Origin of the sequence: Streptomyces harbinensis, from assembly GCF_900116145.1 — a bacterium.
In the GTDB taxonomy this organism is placed as follows: Bacteria; Actinomycetota; Actinomycetes; order Streptomycetales; family Streptomycetaceae; genus Streptomyces; species Streptomyces carpaticus.
On sequence record NZ_FPAB01000004.1, the window covers coordinates 48,173 to 70,911 of the forward strand.

Annotated in this window: 21 protein-coding genes and 3 tRNA genes; 12 read left to right on the forward strand and 12 right to left on the reverse strand. The window is 73.9% G+C overall.

Annotated features, from left to right (window positions below):
* Positions 1 to 8: 8 nt before the first annotated feature.
* From purL to purS, 3 genes are read right to left on the reverse strand one after another with little or no spacing between them, the layout of a single operon-like run.
* Positions 9 to 2,264 (reverse strand): phosphoribosylformylglycinamidine synthase subunit PurL, encoded by a 2,256-nt coding sequence (gene purL, locus BM385_RS11605; protein ID WP_093842995.1) that lies wholly within the window; start codon positions 2,262 to 2,264, stop codon positions 9 to 11.
* Complete coding sequence (gene purQ / locus BM385_RS11610) at positions 2,261 to 2,941, reverse strand: phosphoribosylformylglycinamidine synthase subunit PurQ (RefSeq protein WP_019431948.1); 681 nt, start codon at positions 2,939 to 2,941, stop codon at positions 2,261 to 2,263. The genes purL and purQ overlap by 4 nt, the downstream gene beginning before the upstream one ends.
* A complete protein-coding gene (gene purS / locus BM385_RS11615; protein ID WP_093842996.1) occupies positions 2,938 to 3,204 on the reverse strand; it encodes a phosphoribosylformylglycinamidine synthase subunit PurS in 267 nt (88 codons plus the stop codon). Before purS ends, purQ begins: the two co-directional genes overlap by 4 nt.
* A gap of 376 nt (positions 3,205 to 3,580) precedes the next feature.
* On the opposite strand from purS, the gene BM385_RS11620 reads away from it, so the two are divergent.
* The 8 genes from BM385_RS11620 (at position 3,581) to BM385_RS11655 (ending at position 8,357) form a co-directional block, all read left to right on the forward strand.
* On the forward strand, positions 3,581 to 3,898 hold the full coding sequence (locus BM385_RS11620) for a histone-like nucleoid-structuring protein Lsr2 (RefSeq protein WP_019431950.1): 318 nt from the start codon (positions 3,581 to 3,583) through the stop codon (positions 3,896 to 3,898).
* A gap of 100 nt (positions 3,899 to 3,998) precedes the next feature.
* A tRNA-Gly gene (locus BM385_RS11625) sits at positions 3,999 to 4,070 on the forward strand.
* A gap of 45 nt (positions 4,071 to 4,115) precedes the next feature.
* Positions 4,116 to 4,187 (forward strand) — tRNA-Gly (locus tag BM385_RS11630).
* Positions 4,188 to 4,275: 88 nt separating this feature from the next.
* Positions 4,276 to 4,348: transfer RNA gene (locus tag BM385_RS11635), tRNA-Gly, on the forward strand.
* 149 nt (positions 4,349 to 4,497) lie between these two features.
* Positions 4,498 to 5,418 carry an ABC transporter ATP-binding protein gene (locus tag BM385_RS11640; RefSeq protein WP_026047117.1) on the forward strand — a complete coding sequence of 307 codons (921 nt, stop codon included), beginning with the start codon at positions 4,498 to 4,500 and terminating at the stop codon, positions 5,416 to 5,418.
* The gene (locus BM385_RS11645) at positions 5,415 to 6,290 is read left to right on the forward strand and encodes an ABC transporter permease (RefSeq protein ID WP_019431952.1); all 876 of its coding nucleotides are present in this window, start codon (positions 5,415 to 5,417) and stop codon (positions 6,288 to 6,290) included. Before BM385_RS11640 ends, BM385_RS11645 begins: the two co-directional genes overlap by 4 nt.
* 50 nt (positions 6,291 to 6,340) lie before the next feature.
* Positions 6,341 to 7,645 (forward strand): sensor histidine kinase, encoded by a 1,305-nt coding sequence (locus BM385_RS11650; protein WP_254791523.1) that lies wholly within the window; start codon positions 6,341 to 6,343, stop codon positions 7,643 to 7,645.
* A gap of 106 nt (positions 7,646 to 7,751) precedes the next feature.
* A complete protein-coding gene (locus BM385_RS11655; RefSeq protein WP_093842997.1) occupies positions 7,752 to 8,357 on the forward strand; it encodes a response regulator transcription factor in 606 nt (201 codons plus the stop codon).
* Positions 8,358 to 8,638: 281 nt separating this feature from the next.
* On the opposite strand, the gene BM385_RS11660 is transcribed toward BM385_RS11655, so the two are convergent.
* Positions 8,639 to 9,118 (reverse strand): MarR family winged helix-turn-helix transcriptional regulator, encoded by a 480-nt coding sequence (locus BM385_RS11660; protein ID WP_019431956.1) that lies wholly within the window; start codon positions 9,116 to 9,118, stop codon positions 8,639 to 8,641.
* A 195-nt stretch (positions 9,119 to 9,313) separates the two neighbouring features.
* Here BM385_RS11660 and BM385_RS11665 point away from each other — a divergent pair, with 195 nt between their 5' ends.
* Positions 9,314 to 10,891 (forward strand): MFS transporter, encoded by a 1,578-nt coding sequence (locus BM385_RS11665; RefSeq protein WP_093842998.1) that lies wholly within the window; start codon positions 9,314 to 9,316, stop codon positions 10,889 to 10,891.
* 151 nt (positions 10,892 to 11,042) lie between these two features.
* Here BM385_RS11665 and BM385_RS11670 read toward each other — a convergent pair whose 3' ends face one another.
* From BM385_RS11670 to purD, 6 genes are all read right to left on the reverse strand, one after another.
* Positions 11,043 to 11,834, reverse strand: a complete 792-nt coding sequence (locus BM385_RS11670) for a helix-turn-helix domain-containing protein (protein WP_093842999.1) — start codon at positions 11,832 to 11,834, stop codon at positions 11,043 to 11,045.
* Between the two features lie 123 nt (positions 11,835 to 11,957).
* Positions 11,958 to 12,863 (reverse strand): phosphoribosylaminoimidazolesuccinocarboxamide synthase, encoded by a 906-nt coding sequence (locus tag BM385_RS11675; protein WP_093843000.1) that lies wholly within the window; start codon positions 12,861 to 12,863, stop codon positions 11,958 to 11,960.
* Positions 12,864 to 12,961: 98 nt separating this feature from the next.
* Positions 12,962 to 14,512, reverse strand: coding sequence for a N,N-dimethylformamidase beta subunit family domain-containing protein (locus BM385_RS11680; RefSeq protein WP_051131013.1), 1,551 nt, complete (start codon positions 14,510 to 14,512; stop codon positions 12,962 to 12,964).
* Positions 14,513 to 14,606: 94 nt separating this feature from the next.
* A complete protein-coding gene (locus BM385_RS11685; RefSeq protein WP_093843323.1) occupies positions 14,607 to 15,143 on the reverse strand; it encodes an aldo/keto reductase in 537 nt (178 codons plus the stop codon).
* Positions 15,144 to 15,404: 261 nt separating this feature from the next.
* Positions 15,405 to 16,997, reverse strand: a complete 1,593-nt coding sequence (locus BM385_RS11690) for a hypothetical protein (protein WP_093843001.1) — start codon at positions 16,995 to 16,997, stop codon at positions 15,405 to 15,407.
* 394 nt (positions 16,998 to 17,391) lie between these two features.
* The gene (purD, locus tag BM385_RS11695) at positions 17,392 to 18,660 is read right to left on the reverse strand and encodes a phosphoribosylamine--glycine ligase (RefSeq protein ID WP_019431963.1); all 1,269 of its coding nucleotides are present in this window, start codon (positions 18,658 to 18,660) and stop codon (positions 17,392 to 17,394) included.
* A gap of 191 nt (positions 18,661 to 18,851) precedes the next feature.
* Here purD and BM385_RS11700 point away from each other — a divergent pair, with 191 nt between their 5' ends.
* Complete coding sequence (locus tag BM385_RS11700; protein WP_019431964.1) at positions 18,852 to 19,583, forward strand: SLATT domain-containing protein; 732 nt, start codon at positions 18,852 to 18,854, stop codon at positions 19,581 to 19,583.
* A gap of 2 nt (positions 19,584 to 19,585) precedes the next feature.
* On the opposite strand, the gene BM385_RS11705 is transcribed toward BM385_RS11700, so the two are convergent.
* Positions 19,586 to 20,233: a putative DNA-mimic protein gene (locus BM385_RS11705; protein ID WP_026047121.1), complete on the reverse strand. Its 648-nt coding sequence runs from the start codon at positions 20,231 to 20,233 to the stop codon at positions 19,586 to 19,588.
* Positions 20,234 to 20,288: 55 nt separating this feature from the next.
* Complete coding sequence (locus BM385_RS11710; protein WP_380979710.1) at positions 20,289 to 20,978, reverse strand: GntR family transcriptional regulator; 690 nt, start codon at positions 20,976 to 20,978, stop codon at positions 20,289 to 20,291.
* Positions 20,979 to 21,040: 62 nt separating this feature from the next.
* On the opposite strand from BM385_RS11710, the gene BM385_RS11715 reads away from it, so the two are divergent.
* The gene (locus tag BM385_RS11715; RefSeq protein WP_019431967.1) at positions 21,041 to 21,667 is read left to right on the forward strand and encodes a DJ-1/PfpI family protein; all 627 of its coding nucleotides are present in this window, start codon (positions 21,041 to 21,043) and stop codon (positions 21,665 to 21,667) included.
* 95 nt (positions 21,668 to 21,762) lie between these two features.
* On the forward strand, positions 21,763 to 22,221 hold the full coding sequence (locus BM385_RS11720) for a MarR family winged helix-turn-helix transcriptional regulator (RefSeq protein WP_026047123.1): 459 nt from the start codon (positions 21,763 to 21,765) through the stop codon (positions 22,219 to 22,221).
* Positions 22,222 to 22,739: the final 518 nt, after the last annotated feature.

The window sequence follows — 22,739 nt, forward strand, 5'->3', positions numbered from 1 at the left end:
GGTGCGGCTCAGCCGAACAGCGCCGGCAGCGTCGCCTCGCGCGCCGCCCGCAGCTCCGCCAGCGGGATGCCGAACGCACCCTGCACCTCGATGGCCTCGCCGTCGATCACCCCGACCCGCGCGGCCGGCAGCCCGCGCGCCGCGCACATGTCGGTGAAGCGGGTCTCCTCGCTGCGCGGCACCGCGACGATCGCGCGGCCGGCCGACTCGGAGAAGAGGAAGGTGAACGCGTCCAGACCGTCCGGGACGACCAGCCGGACGCCGACGCCGCCGGCCACCGCCGACTCCGTCACCGCCTGGACCAGCCCGCCGTCCGACAGATCGTGCGCCGCGTCGATCATGCCGTCCCGCGAGGCGCTGATCAGGATCTCGGCCAGCAGCCGCTCCCGCTCCAGGTCCACCTGCGGCGGCAGCCCGCCCAGGTGGTTGTGGATCACCTGGGACCACGCCGAGCCGCCGAACTCCTCCCGGGTGTCCCCGAGCAGATAGACCAGCTGGCCGGCCTCCCGGAAGGCGTGCGGGGTGCGGCGCGTCACATCGTCGATCACCCCGAGCACCCCGACCACCGGGGTGGGGTGGATGGCCTGCTCGCCGGTCTGGTTGTACAGCGAGACATTGCCGCCGGTCACCGGGGTGCCCAGCGCCTGGCAGGCGTCCGCCAGGCCGCGGGTGGCCTCGGCGAACTGCCACATCACGGCCGGGTCCTCCGGCGAGCCGAAGTTCAGGCAGTCGGTCACGGCCAGCGGCTTGGCGCCGGTCGCGGCGACGTTGCGGTACGACTCGGCGAACGCCAGCTGCGCGCCCGCGTACGGGTCGAGCTTGGCGTAGCGGCCGTTGCCGTCGGTGGCGATCGCGACGCCGAGGTTGGTGTCCTCGTCGATGCGGATCATGCCGCCGTCCTCCGGCTGGGCCAGCACGGTGTTGCCGAGGACGTACTTGTCGTACTGGTCGGTGATCCACCCCTTGGCCGCCTGGTTGGGCGAGGCCACCAGCCGCAGCACCTGCTCGCGCAGCTCCTGAGCGGTCGCCGGGCGCGGCAGCGCGCCCGCGTCGTCGGCCTGGAGGGTGTCCTGCCACGCGGGGCGGGCGAAGGGGCGGTTCAGCAGCGGGCCCTCGTGCGCGACGGTGCGCGGGGGCACGTCCACGATCTGCTCGCCGTGCCAGAAGATCTCAAGACGGTCGCCGTCGGTGACCTCACCGATCACGGTGGCGATGACGTCCCACTTCTCGCAGACCGCGAGGAAGCGCTCGACCTTCTCCGGTTCGACGACCGCGCACATCCGCTCCTGCGACTCGCTCATCAGGATCTCCTCGGGGGAGAGCGAGGAGTCGCGCAGCGGCACGGTGTCCAGCTCGACGCGCATGCCGCCGGAGCCGTTGGAGGCCAGCTCGGAGGTGGCGCAGGACAGGCCGGCCGCGCCGAGGTCCTGGATGCCGACGACCAGGTCCTGGGCGAACAGCTCCAGGGTGGACTCGATGAGCAGCTTCTCCTGGAACGGGTCGCCGACCTGGACGGCGGGCCGCTTGGCGGGCTTGCCGTCCGCGTCCTCGAAGGTCTCCGAGGCCAGGATCGAGGCGCCGCCGATGCCGTCGCCGCCGGTGCGGGCGCCGTACAGGATGACCTTGTTGCCGGCCCCGGACGCCTTGGCGAGGTGGATGTCCTCGTGCCGCATGACGCCCACGCACAGCGCGTTGACCAGCGGGTTGCCCTGGTAGCAGTCGTCGAAGACGACCTCGCCGCCGATGTTGGGCAGGCCCAGGCAGTTGCCGTAGCCGCCGATGCCGGCCACCACGCCGGGCAGCACCCGCTTGGTGTCGGGGTGGTCGGCGGCGCCGAAGCGCAGCGGGTCCATGACGGCGACCGGGCGGGCTCCCATGGCGATGATGTCGCGGACGATGCCGCCGATGCCGGTGGCCGCGCCCTGGTAGGGCTCGACGTAGGAGGGGTGGTTGTGCGACTCGACCTTGAAGGTGACCGCGTACCCCTGGCCGACGTCCACGACGCCCGCCTGCTCACCGATGCCGACCAGCAGCGCGTCGGAGGCCGGGGCCTTCTCGCCGAACTGCTTGAGGTGCACCTTGCTGGACTTGTACGAGCAGTGCTCGGACCACATCACCGAGTACATGGCCAGCTCGGCGCCGGTCGGGCGGCGGCCGAGGATGGCGCGGATGCGCTCGTACTCATCCTGCTTGAGGCCCAGCTCGGCCCAGGGCAGCTCGGTGTCGGGGGTGGCGGCGGCGTGCTTGACGGTGTCGAGGGTCATGAGGCGGCGACCAGCTTCTTGAGGACTGAGGTGAAGAAGCCGAGGCCGTCGGTGGTGGGCCCGGTGAGGGACTCGACGGCGTGCTCGGGGTGCGGCATCAGGCCGACGACATTGCCCGCGGCGTTGGTGACGCCGGCGATGTCGCGGCGGGAGCCGTTGGGGTTGCGGTCCAGGTAGCGGAAGACGACCCGGCCCTCCGCCTCCAGCTCGTCGAGGGTGCGCTCGTCGGCGACGTAGCCGCCCTCGCCGTTCTTCAGCGGGATGGTGATCTCCTGGCCGGCGGTGTAGTCGGCGGTCCAGGCGGTGCTCGCGTTCTCCACCCGCAGCCGCTGGTCGCGGCAGATGAAATGCAGGTGGTCATTCCGGGTGAGGGCCCCGGGCAGCAGATGCGATTCGCACAGCACCTGGAAGCCGTTGCAGATGCCGAGCACCGGAAGCCCGGCCCTGGCCTGCTCGATGATCGTTTCCATCACCGGGGAGAAACGGGCGATCGCGCCGCAGCGCAGATAATCCCCGTAACTGAAGCCGCCGGGCAGAATCACCGCGTCCACCTGGTGGAGGCTGGTGTCCCGGTGCCACAGGGCGACCGGCTCGGCGCCCGCGAGGCGGACCGCGCGCTGGGCGTCGCGGTCGTCCAGCGAGCCGGGGAAGGTGACGACGCCCACACGGGTGCTCACGGCGCGACCTCTTCCGCGGTCTCTTCCACGCGTACGTCGAAGTCCTCGATCACGGTGTTGGCGAGGAAGGTCTCGGCAAGCTCGCGGATGCGGGCGAGGGCGGCCTCGTCGACGGGCCCCTCCACCTCCAGCTCGAAACGCTTGCCCTGGCGGACATCGGAGATTCCGTCGAAACCCAGCCGGGGCAGCGCGCGTTGCACGGCCTGGCCCTGGGGGTCGAGGATCTCCGGCTTGAGCATGACGTCGACTACGACGCGGGCCACAGGTACTCCCGGTGGGATTGGTGCTGACGCTGCTGCCATCAGCGTACCTGTCGGACAAATCTACACGGGTAGACCAAGCGACGACCGGCCCTGCCTCTGGCATGAATCGGTCACGTTCAGGTATCGGGGGCGGAAACCCCTGCAAGAAGCGGCGGGAAAACCGTAAGGTCCCCATTGCGGCGGTAACACGTGGGACCGAATTACCAGCACGCGGGTCTTCGCACTTCACGGGAAAAGCCGCCCGTTGTACAAATAACGAACACGGCACCGCCGTACAGCACCTTGCTCCCGATCAGGGGAAGCCCCCGCGGCGCACCGCGCAGCCGGACCCGGCGCCGTCAGGAACGGGGCGAACCCGCCGAAAGGACCGATATCCGTGGCACAGCGCGTCGTGGTCACTCTCTCCGACGACATCGACGGCGGGGAAGCGTCGGAAACGGTGGCTTTCGGGCTCGACGGGAAGACGTACGAGATCGACCTCAGCGAGGAGAACGCCGAGAAGCTCCGCGCCACCCTCGCCCCCTACGTGACGGCCGGCCGCAAGCAGGCCAAGTCGGGCCGCGCCTTCCACCACACCTCGGTGGCCCCCGACCCGCGCGCGGTGCGCGCCTGGGCGGAGTCCAACGGCTTCGACGTGCCGGCCCGCGGGCGGATCCCGCGCAAGGTGTACGACGCCTTCAACGAGGCTCACTGATCCGGGTGTTGGGCCGATTTGCCAACGACCCCAGGTGATCGGCTAGAGTCTGGATCACGCCGAAGGGCGGGGCCGGAAAAGCCCCGAACGAGGCGGATGCGCGGGTGTAGTTCAGTAGTAGAACACCCTCTTTCCAAGAGGGAGGCGCAGTGTGCAATTCCTGTCACCCGCTCGATCCACTCCGGTGCGTACACCGTGCGCACCAGCCAGTGGTCACGCGGGTGTAGTTCAGTAGCAGAACACCCCCTTTCCAAGGGGGAGGCGCAGTGTGCAATCCCTGTCACCCGCTCTGCATCTCAGGTACTCGGTACAGACCCCCTCCGGGGATCGGGTACAGTAGGTGTCGCACCGCACGGGAAACCGGGCGGGGCAAGCAGGCGGACGTAGCTCAGTTGGTAGAGCACAACCTTGCCAAGGTTGGGGTCGCGAGTTCGAATCTCGTCGTCCGCTCAGAGTGAAGGGCCCGATCCGAACGGATCGGGCCCTTCGGCGTGTTGGCGCCCGGCCCTGCCCTGCCCGTCCGCCGATCTGACATTCGTCATACCGATCCATGACAGTCGGCCATGGGATCCGGCCCGCCCGGGCGGGAGCCTTGAGCCATGGTCAACGGCGATACGACGACAGTGATCGAGGCCCGCGGGCTGCGCCGCCGGTACGGTCCGGAGGGCCCGGCCGGCTTCGAGGCCGTGCGGGGGATGGACTTCGAGGTGCGGCGCGGGGAACTGTTCGCCCTGCTGGGCACGAACGGCGCGGGCAAGACCTCGACGGTGGAGCTGCTGGAGGGCCTCGCCCCGCCGACCGGCGGCGAGGTGCGGGTGTTCGGGCACGACCCCTACCGGCGGCGGGACCGGGTGCGCCCGTACATCGGGATGATGCTCCAGGAAGGCGGGTTCCCCGCCGATCTGACCGTGACGGAGACCGCCCGGATGTGGGCCGGCTGCATCACCGGGCCGCGGCCGGTGCCGGAGGCGCTGGAGCTGGTGGGTCTGGAGGGCCGGGCGGACGTCCGGGTCAAGCAGCTGTCCGGCGGCGAGCGGCGCCGGCTCGATCTGGCGCTGGCACTGATGGGCCGTCCCGGGCTGCTGTTCCTGGACGAGCCCACCACCGGGCTCGACCCGGAGGCGCGGCAGCGCACCTGGCAGCTGGTGAGCGAGCTGCGCGACGAGGGCACCACGGTGCTGCTCACCACGCACTACCTGGAGGAGGCCGAGGCGCTGGCCGACCGGCTGGCGATCATGCGCGAGGGCCGGATCGTCGTCTCGGGGACCACCGGCGAGGTGCTGGACGCGCAGCCGGCCCGTATCCGGTTCACGCTGCCGGACGGGGTGGGTCCCGAGCGGCTGCCGCTGTCGGTGCCGGCCGCGGCGGACGGACAGCGGGTGGAGATCCGTACCCGCGCCCTCCAGCAAGCACTGACCGAGGTGCTGCTGTGGGCCCGGGACGCCGGGGTCGAGCTGGTGGATCTGGACGCCCGCTCGGCGTCGCTGGAGGAAGTCTTTCTGGAGGTGGCGGGGCAGTGAACGGCACGGCGACGAAGGACGGGCGGCCCGGGAACGTGCCGCACGGTACGGAAGAGCGGCACGCCGGGATGAGCCAGGCGACCTGGCGGCTGCTGCTGGGCATGCCGAGCAAGGCGTCGATGCGGCGGATGACGGCGCTGGGGCGGGCGGAGCTGACGCTGATCCTGCGCAACCGCACGGCCCTGTTCATGGCGCTGGCCATGCCGGTGGGCATGGTGCTGGTCTCCTATGTCTCGGCGGGGAACCTGGAGTCGGTGGAGACCGCCCTGAGCATCGGGGAGATGGTGCTCACCGGCGGGATCGGGTTCGTCCTGCTGCTGGTGGCGTACTTCAACCCGATCACCTCCTACGTGGCGCGGCGCGAGGAGCGGGTGCTCAAGCGGCTGCGCACCGGGGAGCTGACGGACGGCGAGATCCTGACCGGTACGGCGCTGCCGTCGGTGGTGCTGGCGCTGGGGCAGATCGCGGTGCTGGTGGTCTCCGGGGTGCTGCTGCTGGAGGTGGGCATGCCGAAGCAGCCGGTGGTGCTGGTGCTCGGGGTGCTGCTGGGTGTGGTGATGATGGTGGGGCTGGCGGCGCTGACCGCGGCATTCACCAAGACCGTGGAGAGCGCGCAGATCACCAGCTTGCCGTTCTTCATGCTGTCCGCGCTGGGCTCGGGGCTGTTCGTGCCGCTGGACGCGTTCCCGGACGGCATGGCGAACGTCTTCCGGGCGCTGCCGATGACCCCGGTCATCGAGCTGGTGCGCGGCGGCTGGCTGGGCGGGATGTCCGGCGGCGAGCTGCGGCTGGCGCTGCTGCTGGCACTGGCCTGGACCGTCGCGTCGGTGTTTGCTGTACGGCGGTGGTTCCGCTGGGACGCGCGGCAGTGAGGGCCTGACGGAGCCGGAGAGGGACCCGGGAGAGAAGGGTGTGAGGCGGGATGAGTACAGCGGCGGCGTCGCCGCGCTGGGTGGACCGGGTCATCGGGAGCACGCAGCGGGCACGGGTGTACCACTACACGAAGTACACGCTGTACTCGTTCGCGTCGCTGGAACTCCTCGCCGTGCTCGTGAACCTGCCGCAGTGGACGACGGGCGGCGCCGCCGCCACGGTCGTGATGGCGCTGCTGGTGCTGCTGCACACCGCGGCCAACATCCAGCTCACCCGGCTGGGGATGCGCTGGTACCTGCACGAGGGCGGCGAGGGCGCCCCGGAGTGGCCGGGCAGGCTGCTGATGGCGCAGGCGGTGCTCACCTTGCTGGTCACCGGGTGGCTGGCCGGCTCGGTGGCGACGGGGCAGGCCCCGATCACCGTGCTGGGGATGCTGGTGTCGCTGTACGCGTTCGGTGTCTGCGGGCCCTCGCTGCTGCTGTCCCAGCGGCAGTTGTGGGCGGGGCTCGGGGTACTGCTGGCCGTGGTCGCGCTGGCGTGCCTGATCGCCGGAACACCGGGCCGGGTACTGCTGGTGCTGGTGGCGCTGACGGGCTTCCTGCTGGTGACGATGGCGTTCACCTGCCGGGTGACGACCTGGACCCTGCGCGTGGTGAACAAGCTGGACGCCGCCCGGGAGACCGAGGCCCGGCTGGCGGTCGCCGAGGAGCGGCTGCGGTTCGGGCGGGACATGCACGACGTGCTGGGCCGGAACCTGTCGGTGATCGCGCTGAAGAGCGAACTGGCCGCGCAGCTGGCGCGGCGCGGCTCGCCGGCGGCGGTGGACCAGATGACCGAGGTGCAGCAGATCGCCCGCCAGTCGCAGCAGGAGATGCGGGAGGTGGTGCGCGGCTACCGGGAGGCGGATCTGCACGCGGAGCTGGCCGGGGCGCGCGGGGTGCTGGAGGCGGCCGGGATCGCCTGCCGGATCGAGGACGGCGGCAGCACCGAGCTGCCGGTGATGGTGCAGTCGGCGCTGGGGTGGGTGGTGCGGGAGGGCACCACGAACGTGCTGCGGCACGCGGACGCGACGGCGTGCGTGATCCGGCTGCGCCCGCCGGGGCCGGGCGGGATCACGGCGGTGCTGGAGATGGAGAACGACGGGGTCCGGGCCCGGACGCACGGAACACCGGCGGGCACCGGTCTGCTGGGGCTGCGGGACCGGCTGGCGGTGCTGGGCGGTGCGCTGTCGGCCGGGGCGTACGGGGACGGGGACACGGACGGGGGCACGGGCGCGGGGGATTCCTTCCGGATCACCGCGACGGTGCCGGTGATGGCGGCGCCGTCGCACCAGGCGGAGAGGGTGAGTGCGTGATGTCCCGGCGGTGGTCCGGCCGGCCGGCCGGTCGGGCGGATGCCCGGTGCGGTACGGGCGGGCGGCGGCGGGCAGTGGCCGGCCGGGTCCTGGCGGAGGTGCGGGCGTGATCAGGGTGCTGCTCGCGGACGACGAGCATCTGATCCGGGGGGCGCTGGCCGCGCTGCTGGCGCTGGAGGACGACCTGCTGGTGGTCGCGGAGGCGGCCTCGGGCCCCGAGGCGCTGGCGATGGCGGCGGCGCACCGGCCGGACGTGGCGGTGCTCGATCTCCAGATGCCGGGCGCGGACGGGGTGGCGGTGGCGGCGCGGCTGCGTACCGAACTGCCGCGGTGCACCACCATGATCGTGACCGGGCACGGGCGCCCCGGGCATCTCAAACGGGCGCTGTCGTCCGGGGTGCGGGGCTTTCTGCCCAAGACGGTCTCGGCCCAGCGGCTGGCCGAAATCATCCGTACGGTGCACTCGGGTGTCCGTTACATTGACCCGGAGCTGGCGGCGGACGCCATCAGCGCGGGCGATTCGCCGCTGACCGCCCGCGAGACGGAACTCCTGGAGCTGGCGGCGGACGGTGCGCCGATCAGTGAGATCGCCGCGCGGGCGGCGCTCGCCCAGGGCACCGTCCGCAATTACCTCTCCTCGGCGGCGGCCAAACTGCACGCCGAGAACCGGCACACCGCCGTGCGGCTGGCGCGCGAGCGCGGCTGGCTGTGACGGGGCGAGGCAGGCCGGGGCGGCGCCCGCCGGACCGCCCCGCGCCCGTGCCGCTCCCCGGCGCGGGTCCGGCACGCCGCCGCGCACCACACCTCGTACGCACCTGACCGCACCGCACCGCACCGAAGGGGCCCTCGACCATGACCACCGCCACGCTGATCGTGTTCGTCATCTCCATCGGCGTGGTCGGCTGGGTCGCCTGGCGCGGCTTCCGGGCGGAGGACGCCCGGCGCGCGGCCGAGGAGCGGCGCGACCGGTAGCCGGGCGGCTTCCCGGTCCGCTCAGCGGCCGGCGGCGCCGGCCGCCGGGCGGGGCCAGTTGCGTCCGCTGTGGGCCTCGATGCTGCGGTTGAGGCGGGTCAGCAGGTCCTCCAGGGCGCGCACGTCCGCCGGCTCCCAGTCGGCGAGCACCCGGCCCAGGCCCTCGCGGCTGCGCCGGTCGCGGTCGGCGAGCCGCCGGGCGCCCTCCTCGGTCATCTGGAGCCGGCGGGCGAGGCCACCGTCCGGGTCGGGGACCCGGCGGGCGAGTCCGTCGCGGAGCAGGGCGGCGGTCTGCCGGTTGATGGTGGAGGTGTCCAGCGCGAAGGCCTGGGCGAGTTCGGCGATGGTCATCGGGCCCTGGGCGGCGAGCCGGGTGAGCAGCAGATGGGCGGAGCGCTCCAGCGTGCCGTCCGTCTCGCGCTGGCGCGCGGCCATCTCGTACCGGCTGAGCAGCAGCAGTTCCCGTTGCAGCCCCGCGTACCGTTCCTGCGCCTCGGCCACTTCGGCTCCCTCCTCGTCGTACCGACCCTAAAGAAAAACCCAAGGCCGAGCGTTCCACACCCGATCGGAATATGCACGATGCACAACGTATGTATGCTGCATAACGATGCCCCGGGCAGTCGCGCCCGCCCGGCTGCCCTCCCGTTCCGCACCCACCCCCGTCCACCTCCCACCGAGCCCGGAGGCCACGCCCTCATGCCCAGCTCCACCGCCCCGCCGCCCACCGCCGCCCCGCCCGCCACCGTCGCCCGCGGGTCGGCCAACGTCATCGTCGCCGTCCTCGCCTTCTCCGGCATCGTCACGGCGCTCATGCAGACCCTCGTCGTCCCGCTCCTCGTCCAGCTGCCCGCCCTGCTCGGCACCACCTCCGCCAACGCCTCCTGGGTGGTCACCGCCACCCTGCTCGCCGCCGCCGTGGCCATGCCCACCACCAGCCGGCTCGGCGACATGTTCGGCAAGCGGCGGATCATCTTCGTCAATCTCGGCCTGCTCATCGCCGGCTCCCTGGTGTGCGCGCTCTCCGACTCGGTGGTCCCGATGGTCGCCGGCCGCGCCCTCCAGGGCTTCGGCATGGGCCTCATCCCGCTCGGCATCGGCGTCATGCGCGACGTCATGCCGCCGGAACGGGTCGCCTCCTCCATGGCGCTGATGAGCGCCTCCCTGGGCATCGGCGGCGCGCTCGGCCTGCCCGCCGCCGCGCTGGTGGCCCAGAACTTCGACTGGCACGTCCTCTTCTACGCCTCGGCGGCGCTCGCCGCCCTCGCCCTCGTCCTCATCGCCGTCTTCGTCCCCGAGTCGCCGGTACGGTCCCTGGGCCGCTTCGACCTCACCGGGTCGATCGGCATCGGCATCGGCCTGGTCTGCCTGCTGCTCGCGCTCTCCAAGGGCGCCGACTGGGGCTGGGGCAGCGGCAGCACCCTCGGCCTGTTCGCGGCCGGTGTGCTCGTCCTGGCCCTGTGGGGCCGGTACGAACTGCGCACCCCCGAACCGCTGGTGGACCTGCGCACCACCGCCAGGCCCGAGGTGCTGTTCACCAACCTCGCCGCGCTGGTCATCGGCTTCGCCATGTACGCCATGTCGCTGATCGCGCCGCAGCTGCTCCAGCTGCCCGAGGAGACCGGCTACGGGCTCGGGCAGTCGATGGTCGCCGCCGGACTGATCATGGCGCCCGGCGGGCTGATGATGATGGTGTTCTCGCCGCTGTCCGCGATCATCACCAAGTCCCGCGGCCCGAAGACCTCGCTCATCCTCGGCTCGGTCGTCATCGCCGCCGGCTACGGGCTCGGCCTCGTCATGGTGCACGAGGTCTGGCAGGTCATCGTCTTCACCTGCGTGGTCACCTCCGGCATCGCCATCGCCTACGCCGCGATGCCCACCCTCATCATGGGCGCCGTCCCGCAGTCGGAGACCGCCGCCGCCAACGGACTCAACGCCCTGATGCGGTCGATCGGCACCAGCACCGCCGGCGCGGCGATCGGAGTGGTGCTCGCGAACAGCACCACCACCTTCGGCACCGCCGAGGTGCCCTCGCTTGCCGGGTTCCGCACCGGCTTCGCCATCGCCTGCGGCGCCGCCGTCCTGGCCGCCGTGCTCGCCGCCCTCATCCCCGGCACCCGGCCGCGCGGCGGGGGCGCCGTCCCGGCGGCGGAGGCGGAGGCGGAGCCGGGGACCGAGACGGAGACGGAGACGGACCGGGCCGCGGCACGGGGCGGCGTCGCGGACGGGGCGGCCGGGGACGACCGGCCCCGTACCGCCTCCCGCACCGCCGGCTGACCGGCCCGTACGCCCGCGCCCCGGGGCCCGCCCGTCACGGCTACGGGGGGCGGCGGTGGCCGGCCACCGGCGTCGTGGCGATCGCCCTCACCCGCCCTCCCCCACCGGTGCTCCTCCCCCGGGCGCCGGGCCCGGCTCCGTCCCCGGACCCTCAGATCCAGCCCCGGTCCCGGGCCAGCAGGGCCGCCTGGGCGCGGCTGCCGGCGTTCAGATGGTCCATCAGATGCGCTATCCGCCGCCGGTAGGTGCGCACCGAGACGCCGATGCCGCGCGCCGCCGTCTCGTCCTTGGCGCCCGAGCACATCGCCGCCAGGATCAGCCGGGCGGTGTCGGTCGGGGTGGGCGCCGGGGTGAGCGGGGTGGCCTGCGCCCAGGCCCGTTCGAACAGGGCCCGGACGCTGTCCACGATGGCCGGTTCGCCGGTGAACAGCGCGCCGTGTTCGATGGTCGGGCCCTCGCCCAGCGGGAGTGCGGCGCGGTGGTCGCAGACCAGCAGGCGTTCGGTGGCGTGCCCGATCAGCCGCACCCGGCCGCCGTACCGTTCGATCTCCCGCAGCTGGGCCGCGGTGGCGGGGTCGTCCAGGGTCTCGCAGAGCATCACGGTGCGGAAGGCCACGCCGCGGCGCAGGCAGCCCAGCGCGAGCGGGCGGAGCCAGGCGAGGTAGCCCGGGGAGAGTTCGGGGTAGGGGGCGAGGCTGAGCACGTCCCGGCGGGCGTGGTGGATGAGGTCCTCGACGCGGGGTCGGACGAGCGCCGGATCGGTGAGCCGTTCGATGCGCTCGACGGGCCCGGCCGGGCGGGGGCGGTCGGTGCGGTCGGCCCGCTCCGTACGGTCCGCCGGTCGGCCGTCCCGCGCGGCGCCCGGGGCACGGCCGCCGTCCCCGGCGGACCGGGCGCGTACGGTGTCCGGGCGGTCGTGGCCGCGTTCCGTGCCGGCGTGCATGTTCATCCCCGTTCGGGCCGTGCGGTGCCGGGGTGGTCGGGCCCGGCGGCATGCCTGTCGGGGGCTTTCTACCAAGCGGGCCCCGGCCGGGTCAGCCCGGGGGGCCCGCTTGACCGTTCACGGTCAGTCCCAGGCGGTTCCGGTGAGCAGCCGGTAGGCCTCGGTGTACCGCTCCCGCGTCGCGTCGACGACCTCCTGCGGCAGCTCGGGCGGCGGGGCGTCCCCCGTACGGTCCCAGCCGGAGGCCGGGGAGGACAGCCAGTCACGCAGGACCTGCTTGTCGTACGACTTCTGCGGGCGGCCCGGCTCCCACTCGTCCTTGCGCCAGAAGCGCGAGGAGTCCGGGGTCAGCACCTCGTCCGCGAGGATCAGCTGGTCCGCGCCGGGCTTGCGCCCGAACTCGAACTTGGTGTCCGCCAGGATGATCCCCCGGTCCCGCGCCACGTCCCGGGCCCGCCCGTACACGGCGAGCGTCGTCTGGCGCAGCTGGGCCGCCGTCTCGGCGCCGACCTGGCGGGCGACCTCCTCGTAGCTGACGTTCTCGTCGTGCTCGCCGACCGCCGCCTTGGTCGCCGGGGTGAAGATCGGGGCGGGCAGCTCGGAGCCGTCCACCAGACCGGGCGGCAGCGCCAGACCGCACACCGTGCGGTCGCGCTCGTACTCCTTGAGCCCCGAACCGGTGAGGTAACCGCGGGCCACCGCCTCCACCGGGATCATCTCCAGCGCGTGCGCGACCATCACCCGGCCCTCCCAGTCGGCGGGCGCGCCCTCGGGAACGTCGGTGGAGACGAGGTGCCCGGGCACCAGATCGGCCAGCTGGTCGAACCACCACAGCGACAGCCGGGTCAGGATGCGGCCCTTGTCGGGGATTTCGGTGGGCAGTACCCAGTCGTACGCGGAGATCCGGTCGGTGGCGACGAGCACCAGCTCGCCGGCCTCGTTGCGGTAGAGATCGCGGACTTTCCCGGTGTGCAGATGCACAAGACCGGGCACCCGCACGGGCTCAGGCTTCGTGACGAATCCTGGCACTGTGCCTCCTGGCGGCTGAGAGGGTCGGTCAGTCGATGGGCCACGCGGCGTTCATTCTCACGCATCGCGCCCGCCGGCCGGCGCCCGGGGGGCCGCGGTCAGTCCCGTTTGCAGATGCGGTCCAGCAGATTGGCGGTGGCCTTCTGGATCCGGGGATCGGTGTGCTGCGGACGGTCCAGCGCCGGGGACCAGGCGAAGGTGCCGGAAGCGAACACCCAGGCGCCGCTGGGCGCCCGGTACAGCGAGGTCTCCTGATGCCGGCGCACCCCGGCCTCGTCGCGGTACGGGGAGTGGGCCAGCAGGATGCGGCTGTCGCTGACCGGCAGGGCGGTGCGCGGGAAGTAGCGGTCGGCCTCCCCGGCGACCAGGCCCGGGAGTTCGTCGCCCTCGTGGGCCCCGGTGGCCTCCCACAGCCAGTGGTCGGCGTTGCGCACGACCAGCGGATACGGGCGCGGCACCCGCCCGGCGTACTGGACGCCCAGCAGCAGCTGCTCGGGCTCGCCCTGCTCGCGCCACAGGGCGGGCCGGCCGGGGCCGCGCCGCTTGCGGCAGCGCAGCAGGCCGTCCTCGTCGCCGGACGGCAGCGCGCTCAGCTCCACCTGCCAGTACATCGTGTTCGCGGAGAGGAACACCAGCGAGGTACCGGTGTCCCGGGCGTGCTCGACGGCGCGGCGCATCGGCAGCGACCAGTACTCGTCGTGGCCGGGGAAGATCAGGCCCCGGTAGCGGGAGGTGTCGACGCGACCGGCGTGCAGATCGCGGGCGGTGGCGTACGCGAGGTCGTAGCCGTACCGCTCGGCCCAGCGGATGAAGTCGTAGGCGTGGCCGACGTGCAGCGGCAGCCCCGCCCCGGCGAAGGGGCGCGCGAACGAGACGGTGGTGGCCGCGTCCTGCTCGCCCAGCAGATGACCGGAGGCGTCCCAGGCGTGGTAAAGGCTGGCGCCGGTGCGGCCGTCCTCGGGGAAGAGGTTGTACGCCTGCCAGGTGACGTCGGGGAGCAGCAGCAGGAGATCGGCGGGCTGGTCGTCGCGGACGGTGAAAGGTACGTGCGAACGGAACCGGCCATCCGCGGTGGTGAGCACGGCCACGTGCGCCCCGGGGCGCCAGTCGGACGGGACCTGGAGCCGCCACGACAGCCACCAGTTGTGGCAGGAGACCGTGCGGTCGGCGATCAGCGGCTCCGGCTGGCGGGTGCCGCGCTGGACGGGGCTGCGGGTCAGCATCCGGGCGCCGTCGCCCGCGTAGTGGCCGATCCGGTAGATGTCGATCGAGAAGTCCTGCGGCGGGTTGACGGTGACCCGGAAATCGATGGACTCGCCCGGTGCCACGGTGCTCTGCGGGGCGAAGCCCTTGATCTGGCAGTCCACGTCGTCGGGGGTCCGGGGGCCGGATGACGGCTGGTCATCGCCCTGCCGGCCCGGGGAACATAGCCCCCGGGCATCGGGGTCCACGTACCACGGGACGACGCGGCCGGTGTCGTCGAAGTAGTGCTCCCCGCCGCGCAGCCAGGGCAGCGGGCCCTGCCCGAACGGGTCGGACACGGCGTGCGCCAAGGCTCCGGACTCCCATCGCCGGATCCGGTCCGTGCCCTCAGATGCCAGAGACAAGGTCCCCTCCTCCGCCCCGACTCCACTGCCGGACCAGCACATCACACATCGCGAGGGCGTTGTCACCGTTCGTCGTGAAATGGCTGGAGGTGATTGCCTCTTCACCGGCAGGAGCGGGGTGCGGCCCGCGGCCGGGTCAGGTCGCGGGGGCGTCCAGCCGCGCCCGCTGCTCCGGGGTCAGCCGCAGGTGGCGGGCGGCCACGTTCTCCTCCAGATGGGCAATCCGGGAGGTGCCGGGGATCGGGAGGATCACCGGCGAGCGGGCCAGCAGCCAGGCGAGCGGCACTCCGGGGTCGACGCGGTGCAGCTGGAGCAGTGCGTGGCGCTCGGTCCGCAGCCGCACCAGACCGCGTTCGACCTGCTCGCGCAGCACCTCGGGCCGCCCGTCGAGCCGCCACTCGCCGGTGGCGGCGGAGCGGGCGACGCCGACCTTGGTGGTGATCAGCAGCCCGGGCGGGTACGGGTGCAGGGCTTCGGCGAGCAGCTCCTCGTTGGCGCCGCCGCCGTACAGATAGGCGGTGTCGATGAGCGTGACCCCCAGCTCGACGGCCCGCCGGACGACGGCGATCGCGCCGTCCCTGGCGCTCCCGGCGGCGGTCGGCAGGTGCATGGCCCCGAACCCGAGCCGTCCCACCCGCAGATCCCCGCCGATCGCGAAACCGTCCGCTGCCACCCGCGCCACCCCCTGGTCGAGAGGGGACACGCTAACACCGGCGGGCGGGGGCACCGGGGCGGCCGGTGTCCGGGTCCCGGGCGTTCCCGGGGACTCGGTTCCCGTCCGGCGGCCGATGGTCCGTGGGTGCTGATGGCCGGACGGCCCGGCCCGCGCCGGGAGAGCCGCGTGGCCGCGCTCGTCCGCTCCGTACGCCGGGCGCGGGGCGTACGGCGGGGGTACCGGCGGGCCGGCGGCGCGGGGCGGGCCCGGTGGCCGGGCTCAGACCAGCCGTACCGGTTTGTCCTCGCGGACTCCGGCGGCCGTCAGCCAGGCGCGCAGCGGCTCCGGGTCGGCCTCGTCCACCAGGCTGTGCACGCAGCCGCCGAGCCGTTTGAGGTCCGTGGGACGGCGCGGGCTGCCGGAGCGCAGGACCGGTCCGTCCAGCCAGTCGAGGGCCGGGGTCGCGCCGGTGGTGTCGGCGGTGGCGCAGCAGACGGCGGCGGCCACGTGTTCGACCAGCAGCTCGCGTCCGGTGGCGGGCGGCTGGGCCGGGAAGCCGAGCGGGGGCAGCACGCCCGACCGGCCGCCGGTGGTGGCCGCCGGGAGCGGGCCGTCCGTCCCTCCCTCGGCGGCCGTGCCGATCCTGGCGGCCAGCGCGTCGGGCCCGCCCGGTCCCGCGGCGGCCTCGGTCAGCCGGCTGAGCGCCCGGGCCAGGGTGGGCGTCTCCTCGGCGTCCAGCGCCGCGAACAGCCGGGCAGCGCGGTCGCGCCAGATGCGGTCGACGACCTCCTCGGGGTAGGCGGTCCAGTCCACCGGGGCCCAGGGGGCGGCGTCGTGGCCGGGCCCGCCGTGGAACAGCCGGGCGGCCAGCAGGGAGATCTCCTCGTCCACCCGGCCCGGCTCCTCCAGCAGGTCGCAGGCGGGGCGTTCGCCCAGCCGGGAGGCGAAGCCCTGGGCGGCGAGCCGGTCGCGGCGGGAGAGTTCGGTGAGGGCGGAGACGACCCCGGCGTTCAGCCGGCGCGGCCAGCGGCCCATCCGCCAGGCGGGCAGCGCGACCTTGGTGAGCAGCCGGTCCCAGCCGGCGTAGGCGAGCCCGACCTGCTCCTGGGCGGCGGTCCGCACCCCGTGGTCGACGCTGTGCGCGCGGGCGGAGGCGGCGGCGGCCACCCCGCGTTCCATCTCGGCGGCGTGCGTGCCGGCGGCGCGCAGCAGCAGCCGGGAGACGGCGCCGGAGAGGGCGAGCAGCGGGTGCCGCGGCGGCCAGGCGCCGGCGGCGAGTCCGGCGGTGGCGTCCCAGCTCCGCACGCAGCGGCGGGCCGCCGCGATGTCGGGGTGGGCGGACGGGCCGGTGCCGGCGACGACGGGCGCGAGCAGCGCGCGCAGTTCGCCGACCCGCATCCACCATAGGAAGGGGGAGCCGATCACCAGGACCGGGGCACGGGTGTCCGATCCGGCGAGAGCGTGTGGGCCACCTGTATCCCGGGTGCGGGGCTGTTCCTCCAGCCAGCTGTCGCAGTCGGGGGTGAGGGCGATCCCGCCGGGGTGCGGCACGGCGAGCCGGTCGGCGAGGTCCCGTATCAGACCGTGCAGGGCGGGGGCGTCGGCCTCGGACACGTCGATGGTGGGCGTGACGGCGGGCCGGGCGCGGGCGATGAGCACACCGACGGCGGCGGCCACCGCGATCACCGCGACGGCGACGCCGGCGACCGGCCACCGTACGGCGTCCGGCACGTCCGGCCCGGCGGCGAACAGCACCACGGCGACGGCGGCCGGGAGCAGCGCGAGCGCCAGCGCGCTGTTGCGCGCGCGGAGCACGGCCAGCGCGTGGTCGCGCGCGGAGTGTGTGGCTCTGTGCTGCTGCCGCTGCCCCATGCCCCTGCCCTCCGCCGTGCCCGGCCCCGATCGTGCTCGTCATCCCACTGTGGCACCGACGGCCGACGGCGCAATGCGCGGTGGGCCGATCGCATGATCACCACGGCCCGCCACGGGACAACTCCCGCCGCACCCTAGTTGCGCACACGGCGAGCGTCAGCCGGACAGCGGCATCGGTCACCCGATGGAGGGGCTTTGGGTAAAGGAAGGCAGTGCATTCCGGCCACAACGACGCGATCCCGCCGCGCCGGTGGAGGCGCTCCGGCGGTACGGACTCGCCGTGCGCGCGCCGTCCGCCGTGCGGCCGGGGCCCGGCCACGGACCACCGCACGGACGAGGGCCCGGCCCCGGCGCGCGAACGCCCCGGGGCCGGGCCCGTACGACCGATGGGGGATCAGGCCGGCCCGGCCGCCGCTTCCGCCGCGGCCCGCGCGATGTCGCCGCGGTGGTGGGACCCCTTCAGCCCGATCCGCCCCACCGCCGTGTACGCCCGGGACCGGGCCGCCGCGAGGTCGGGCCCGGTGGCCGTGACCGACAGCACCCGGCCGCCGGCGCTCAGCACCTCGCCGCCCGCGCCGCGGCGCGTCCCGGCGTGCAGCACGTAGGCGTCCGGCGCGTCCCGTTCCGCCACCGCGTCGAGGCCGGTGATCGGGTCGCCGGTGCGCGGCGCGGCCGGGTAGCCCTCGGAGGCGATGACCACCGTGACCGCCGCGCCCTCGCTCCAGCGCAGCGGCGGCAGTGCGGCCAGTTCGCCGGTGGCCGCCGCGTACAGCAGGCCGGAGAGCGGGGTGCGCAGCCGGGCCAGGACGACCTGGGTCTCGGGGTCGCCGAAGCGCGCGTTGAACTCGATAACCCGCACCCCGCGCGAGGTCACCGCGAGCCCGGCGTACAGCAGGCCGGAAAAGGGGGTGCCGCGCTTGCGCAGTTCGGCGACGGTCGGCTCCAGGACCGTCTCGCGCACCTCGTCCACCAGGCCGGGCTCGGCCCAGGGCAGCGGCGAGTAGGCGCCCATGCCGCCGGTGTTGGGGCCCGCGTCCCCGTCGTGGGCGCGCTTGAAGTCCTGCGCCGGCTGGAGCGGCACCACGGTGGTGCCGTCCGTGACGGCGAACAGCGAGACCTCGGGGCCGTCCAAAAACTCCTCGATGACGACGCGTTCGCACGCCAGCGCGTGCTCGCGGGCCCGGGCACGGTCCTCCGTGACGACCACGCCCTTGCCGGCCGCGAGACCGTCGTCCTTCACCACGTACGGCGCGCCGAACGCGTCCAGCGCCGTGTCGATCTGCTCGGCCGTGGTGCACACGTAGCTGCGCGCCGTGGGGACGCCGGCCGCCGCCATGACGTCCTTGGCGAACGCCTTGCTGCCCTCCAGCCGGGCGGCCTCGGCCGACGGGCCGAACACCGGGATCCCGGCCGCCCGTACCGCGTCGGCGACGCCCGCGACCAGCGGGGCCTCCGGGCCGACCACCACCAGGTCGGCGGCCAGCTCGCCGGCGAGGGCGGCCACGGCCGCGCCGTCCAGCGCGTCGACGGGGTGCACGGTGGCAACCTCGGCGATCCCGGCGTTGCCGGGGGCGCAGTGCAGCGCCGTCACCTCGGTGTCGCGGGAGAGGGCGTGGCACAGAGCGTGTTCGCGGGCACCGCCGCCGATGACAAGGATCCTCACGGGAGGCAGCCTATCGGCGCCACCGGCCCGCTCACTCCTTCGGGTGAGGGAGGCGGACGCCGCTCCGGCCGTCACCCTCCCTTCTCGCCCTCTTCTGAGCGCAATTACGCCGAAAGTGGTCCGGACAGCACTATTTCCCGGGGTAAGAAAGGGGATCTTCGTTCGTTCATACCTCTTCAGGGAGTCGTGGGATGAGCCATCCGGAGGACACCGGTACCACGGGCGCGGGACGGCGGCGGGCGGATCTGGCCGGCCGGCCGGCGCCGTCGGCGGACTGGCACGAGCCCGCCCGGCGGCTGGCGGAGCTGTACGAGCTGGCGGAACGGGAGGCGCTGGCCACCGTCGACTGGTATCTGGGGTCGCGGCAGCGCAAACGACGGGCCGCGCGGGCGCTGCGCGGCGGGATGCTGACGGGGCTGACGGCGGGGGCGGCGCTGCCGCTGCTGGAGTTCACCGGGGCCGGTGAGGCGCTGGCCGGCTGGGGGTATCTGGCGCTGCTGGGGGCGGCGCTGTGCGCGGTCGGCGACCGCTGCTTCGGGGTGAGCTCGGGCTGGATGCGGGACATGGCGGCGGCGCAGGCGGTGCGGCGGCGGCTGGAGACGCTGCGGTACGACTGGGCGGCGGAGAGCGTCCGGGAGGTGCTGGGTCCGGCGGAGGGCACCGAGAGCGAGGCGGCGGAGCGCTGTCTGTGGGTGCTGCGCCGGTTCTCGGAGGATCTGGCGGAGCTGGTGCGGCGCGAGACGGCCGACTGGATGCTGGAGTTCCGGTGCGCGCCGGGGCCGCTGCTGGCACAGCTCGCGCCGGCGGGCGCGGGCGCGGCCGGCGCGGGCCGGGCGGAGCGGTGCGCGGCGTACGAGCAGGCGCGGGGCGGACCGCATGCGTATCTGCCGAGGCAGCGGCCCCCGGAGGGGCCCTGCCCCTGACATCAGCTGAAGACGATCATCGACCCCTGGGCGAGGCTGCGGGTGGCGGCGGCGTGCAGGCCGAGCCAGACGTGCCGTTCGCGGGCGAACGGGCTGTCGTCCGCGGGCGGCGCCGCCGGTTCGTCCAGCCGGGTGGGGCGGCCGGGCGGGGGCGGGCTCGGCGGCGGGTTGAACGGGTCGATGCCCAGCACGGGGGCGACCGACTCCAGTTCGCGCAGCAGTCCGTGACTGGAGCCCAGCGGTCCGCCGCCGGCCAGCAGGGAGTCGGTGACCAGCGGGTGCGGGAAGTCGACGGGGACGTACGCGCCCGCGTGGTCGAAGTGCCACACGAGGTGGGTTTGCTGGGCGGCGGTCTCGAACATCTCCAGGAGTTGCTGGTAGTCGCCGTCCAGGTCGTCGACCGGGGTGACGGGCAGCCCGCTGAGCTGGAGGAGGTAGGCGCGGCGCAGCAGATGGAGGGCCGCGTAGTCGAACCCGGCGACCGGGGCCACGTCGCCCGACATGCCCGGGACGTACCCGTACACGGGGACGGGCGGCGCGCCGGCTTCGGCCAGGGCGCGGTCGTATTCGGCGAGTTCTTCGGCGAAGGGGTTGTCGGGGCTGTGGCACAGCACGTCGACAAGGGGGACCAGCCACAGATCACATGCCACGGCATCACGCTCTCTCGGAGGTTGTGGGGAGAGGTTTCCCCCGCCGTCGGCCCGGTCACGCCCCGGTGAGTTCGATCGCCAGCGCGAGGGTGTGCGAGCGGTGGGAGTCCAGCAGCCGCTCGGTGTCCTTGGCGTCGCGCCGTTCGACGGCGTCGGCCAGTTCGAGGTGTCCGGACCAGAGCCGGCCACCGAGGGAGTGCCGGCGGCGGAGGTAGGGGACGGTGTACGCCCAGCAGCGTACGCGCATGCGGTCCAGGAATTCGCCGATGTGCGGGTTGGTGAGCAGGGCGGCGTCGAGCTCGCGCCAGAAGCGCAGGTCGTAGCCGATGAGGATGTCCAGGTCGCCGCCGAGTGCGGCCTGGCGGGCGGCGGCGGCGCGGCGGCGGATGGAGGTGAAGTCGCCGGGGTCGGCCCGGGGCAGGCTGAGGGTGGGGTTCTGCTGGAGCAGGCCCTGGAGTACGAGGGCCTGGGCTTCGATCAGGCGTTCGAAATCGCCGAGGCTGTCCTGGCGGATGCGGAAGCCGCGGTACTGCTCCACTTCGAGCAGGCCCTGGGCGGAGAGGTCGACCAGGGCTTCGCGGACGGGCGTGGCGGAGACGCCGTAGTGCTCGGCGATCTCCCGGACGGTGAACTCACCGCCCGGGGCCAGCCGGCCGGCCAGGATCTCTTCCCGCAGGGCATCGGCGAGTTGCTCGCGCAGGGTACTGCGTTGAATCACGCCGACCCACACTACAGTTCCCGGAATTGTTTGACAGCATGCTGTCTACATGACAGGGTGCTGTCATGAGCAGTAGCGGGGAGAACACCATGGAGACCACGGAGCGGCGCACCGGCGCGGAGGACGCGCCCAGGACCGTGCACCTCGCGGTGTACGACGGCCTCGCCGACTGGGAGGCGGGGCACGCGATCGCCGAGCTGAACGGGCGGGGCTTCCGGGTGCGGGCGGTCGGGGCCGGCCCGGGGCCGGTCACGACGATGGGCGGGCTGCGCGTCCTGCCGGACCTCACCCTCGGCGAGCTGCGGGCGCGGGACAGCGCGCTGCTGATCCTGCCGGGGTCGGCGGGGTGGGACGGCGGCGGCCTGGCGGAGTTCGGGCGGGCCGCGCGGCGTTTCCTGGACGCGGGGGTGCCGGTGGCCGCGATCTGCGGCGCGGTGGCCGGGCTGGCGCGGGAAGGGCTGCTGGACACCCGGGCGCACACCGGCGCCGCGGCGCCGGTCCTGGCGGCGACGGGGTACGCGGGCGGGGCCGGCTACCGGGAGGCGGACGCCGTGACGGACGGCGATCTCATCACGGCGGGGCCGACCGACCAGGAGGCGTTCGCGCGGGAGATCCTGCGGCGGCTGGAGGTGTTCCCGCCGGAGGTGCTGGAGGCGTGGTTCCGGCTGTACGCGGAGTCGGACGCGAGCGCGTACCCGCTGGTGGCGGGCGCGTGAGCGCGGAGCGGGCGGCGCAGCGGGAGCCGCAGCCGCAGTCGCAGTCGCAGTCGCAGCCGGACGCGCGAGGGGGCGGAGCCGGGCCGGCCGGGCAGCTGGGGCGGCAGCGGCTGTTCTCCGGTACGGCGCTGGCCGCCTTCCGGCTGAACGGGCAGTTCCTGTCGGTGGCGGAGGGCCTCGCCCGGCCGGCCGGGCTGACCGCCGCCCGGTGGCAGGTGCTGGGCGCGGTGGTGGACGAACCGCTGCCGGTGTCGGGCATCGCGCGGGCCATGGGCATCAGCCGGCAGAGCGTGCAGCGGATCGCCGATCTGCTGGTGGAGCGGGGGCTCGCGGCGTACGAGCCCAACCCGGCGCACCGGCGGGCGAAGCTGCTGGTGCCGACGGCGGAGGGGCGGGAGGCGATGGGGCGGATCGGGCCCGGCCACGCGGCGTTCGCCGACCGGCTGAGCGAGGCGCTGGGCGGGGAGCGGGAGTTCGCCGAGGTCCTGGCCACGCTCGGGCGGCTGAGCGAGGCCCTCGACCGCTTGGAGACGGAGAGTCCACCGAACGGGTGATGTCACGCTCCGTAGTCACTCGGTACGCTGTGGGAGAAGGTGACAGCGGGTGGACCGAGAGGCCGGGAGGGGTCGGAATGGTGTCCGTGCTGATGAGGACGGTGGCGTGGATCGGGCGCCGGTGGCGGCGCACGGGTGAGACGGTGCGCACGCTGGGTCACCGGCCGGTGGGGCCGGGCGGGCACAGGGGCGGGAGCCGGGGTGAAGGTCCGGTGAAGACCCGGGCACACTCCACGCGCCCGAACGGGAGCGCGGGCCGGGCCCGTCCGGGCGGCGGGGGACGCCGGGCGGGCCCGCCTCTGCCGCCGTGTCCGCCGGGCACGGCCCACGCGGGCAGCGGCGCGAGGGGCGGCGGACCGGTGCCGGCCACCCCGGCCCGGATCGGGCAACGGGCACCGGATGCGGGCGGCGCGGCAGGCCGCGCCGGGCGCCGCCGGAGCGGACGGGAGGCTCCTGCGGTGCGGCGACGGATCATCGGCCTCTATTCTCGGTGGCGTTCGGGACCGCAAACCGGGGGA

What these genes read in the sequence shown, in the direction of transcription:
- purL (WP_093842995.1), bottom strand. Translation starts at nt 2,264, where the DNA reads ATGACCCTCGACACCGTCAAGCACGCCGCCGCCACCCCCGACACCGAG.
- BM385_RS11640 (WP_026047117.1), top strand. Translation starts at nt 4,498, where the DNA reads ATGGTCAACGGCGATACGACGACAGTGATCGAGGCCCGCGGGCTGCGC.
- BM385_RS11650 (WP_254791523.1), top strand. Translation starts at nt 6,341, where the DNA reads ATGAGTACAGCGGCGGCGTCGCCGCGCTGGGTGGACCGGGTCATCGGG.
- BM385_RS11665 (WP_093842998.1), top strand. Translation starts at nt 9,314, where the DNA reads ATGCCCAGCTCCACCGCCCCGCCGCCCACCGCCGCCCCGCCCGCCACC.
- BM385_RS11670 (WP_093842999.1), bottom strand. Translation starts at nt 11,834, where the DNA reads ATGCACGCCGGCACGGAACGCGGCCACGACCGCCCGGACACCGTACGC.
- BM385_RS11680 (WP_051131013.1), bottom strand. Translation starts at nt 14,512, where the DNA reads ATGTGCTGGTCCGGCAGTGGAGTCGGGGCGGAGGAGGGGACCTTGTCT.
- BM385_RS11690 (WP_093843001.1), bottom strand. Translation starts at nt 16,997, where the DNA reads ATGGGGCAGCGGCAGCAGCACAGAGCCACACACTCCGCGCGCGACCAC.
- BM385_RS11700 (WP_019431964.1), top strand. Translation starts at nt 18,852, where the DNA reads ATGAGCCATCCGGAGGACACCGGTACCACGGGCGCGGGACGGCGGCGG.
- BM385_RS11715 (WP_019431967.1), top strand. Translation starts at nt 21,041, where the DNA reads ATGGAGACCACGGAGCGGCGCACCGGCGCGGAGGACGCGCCCAGGACC.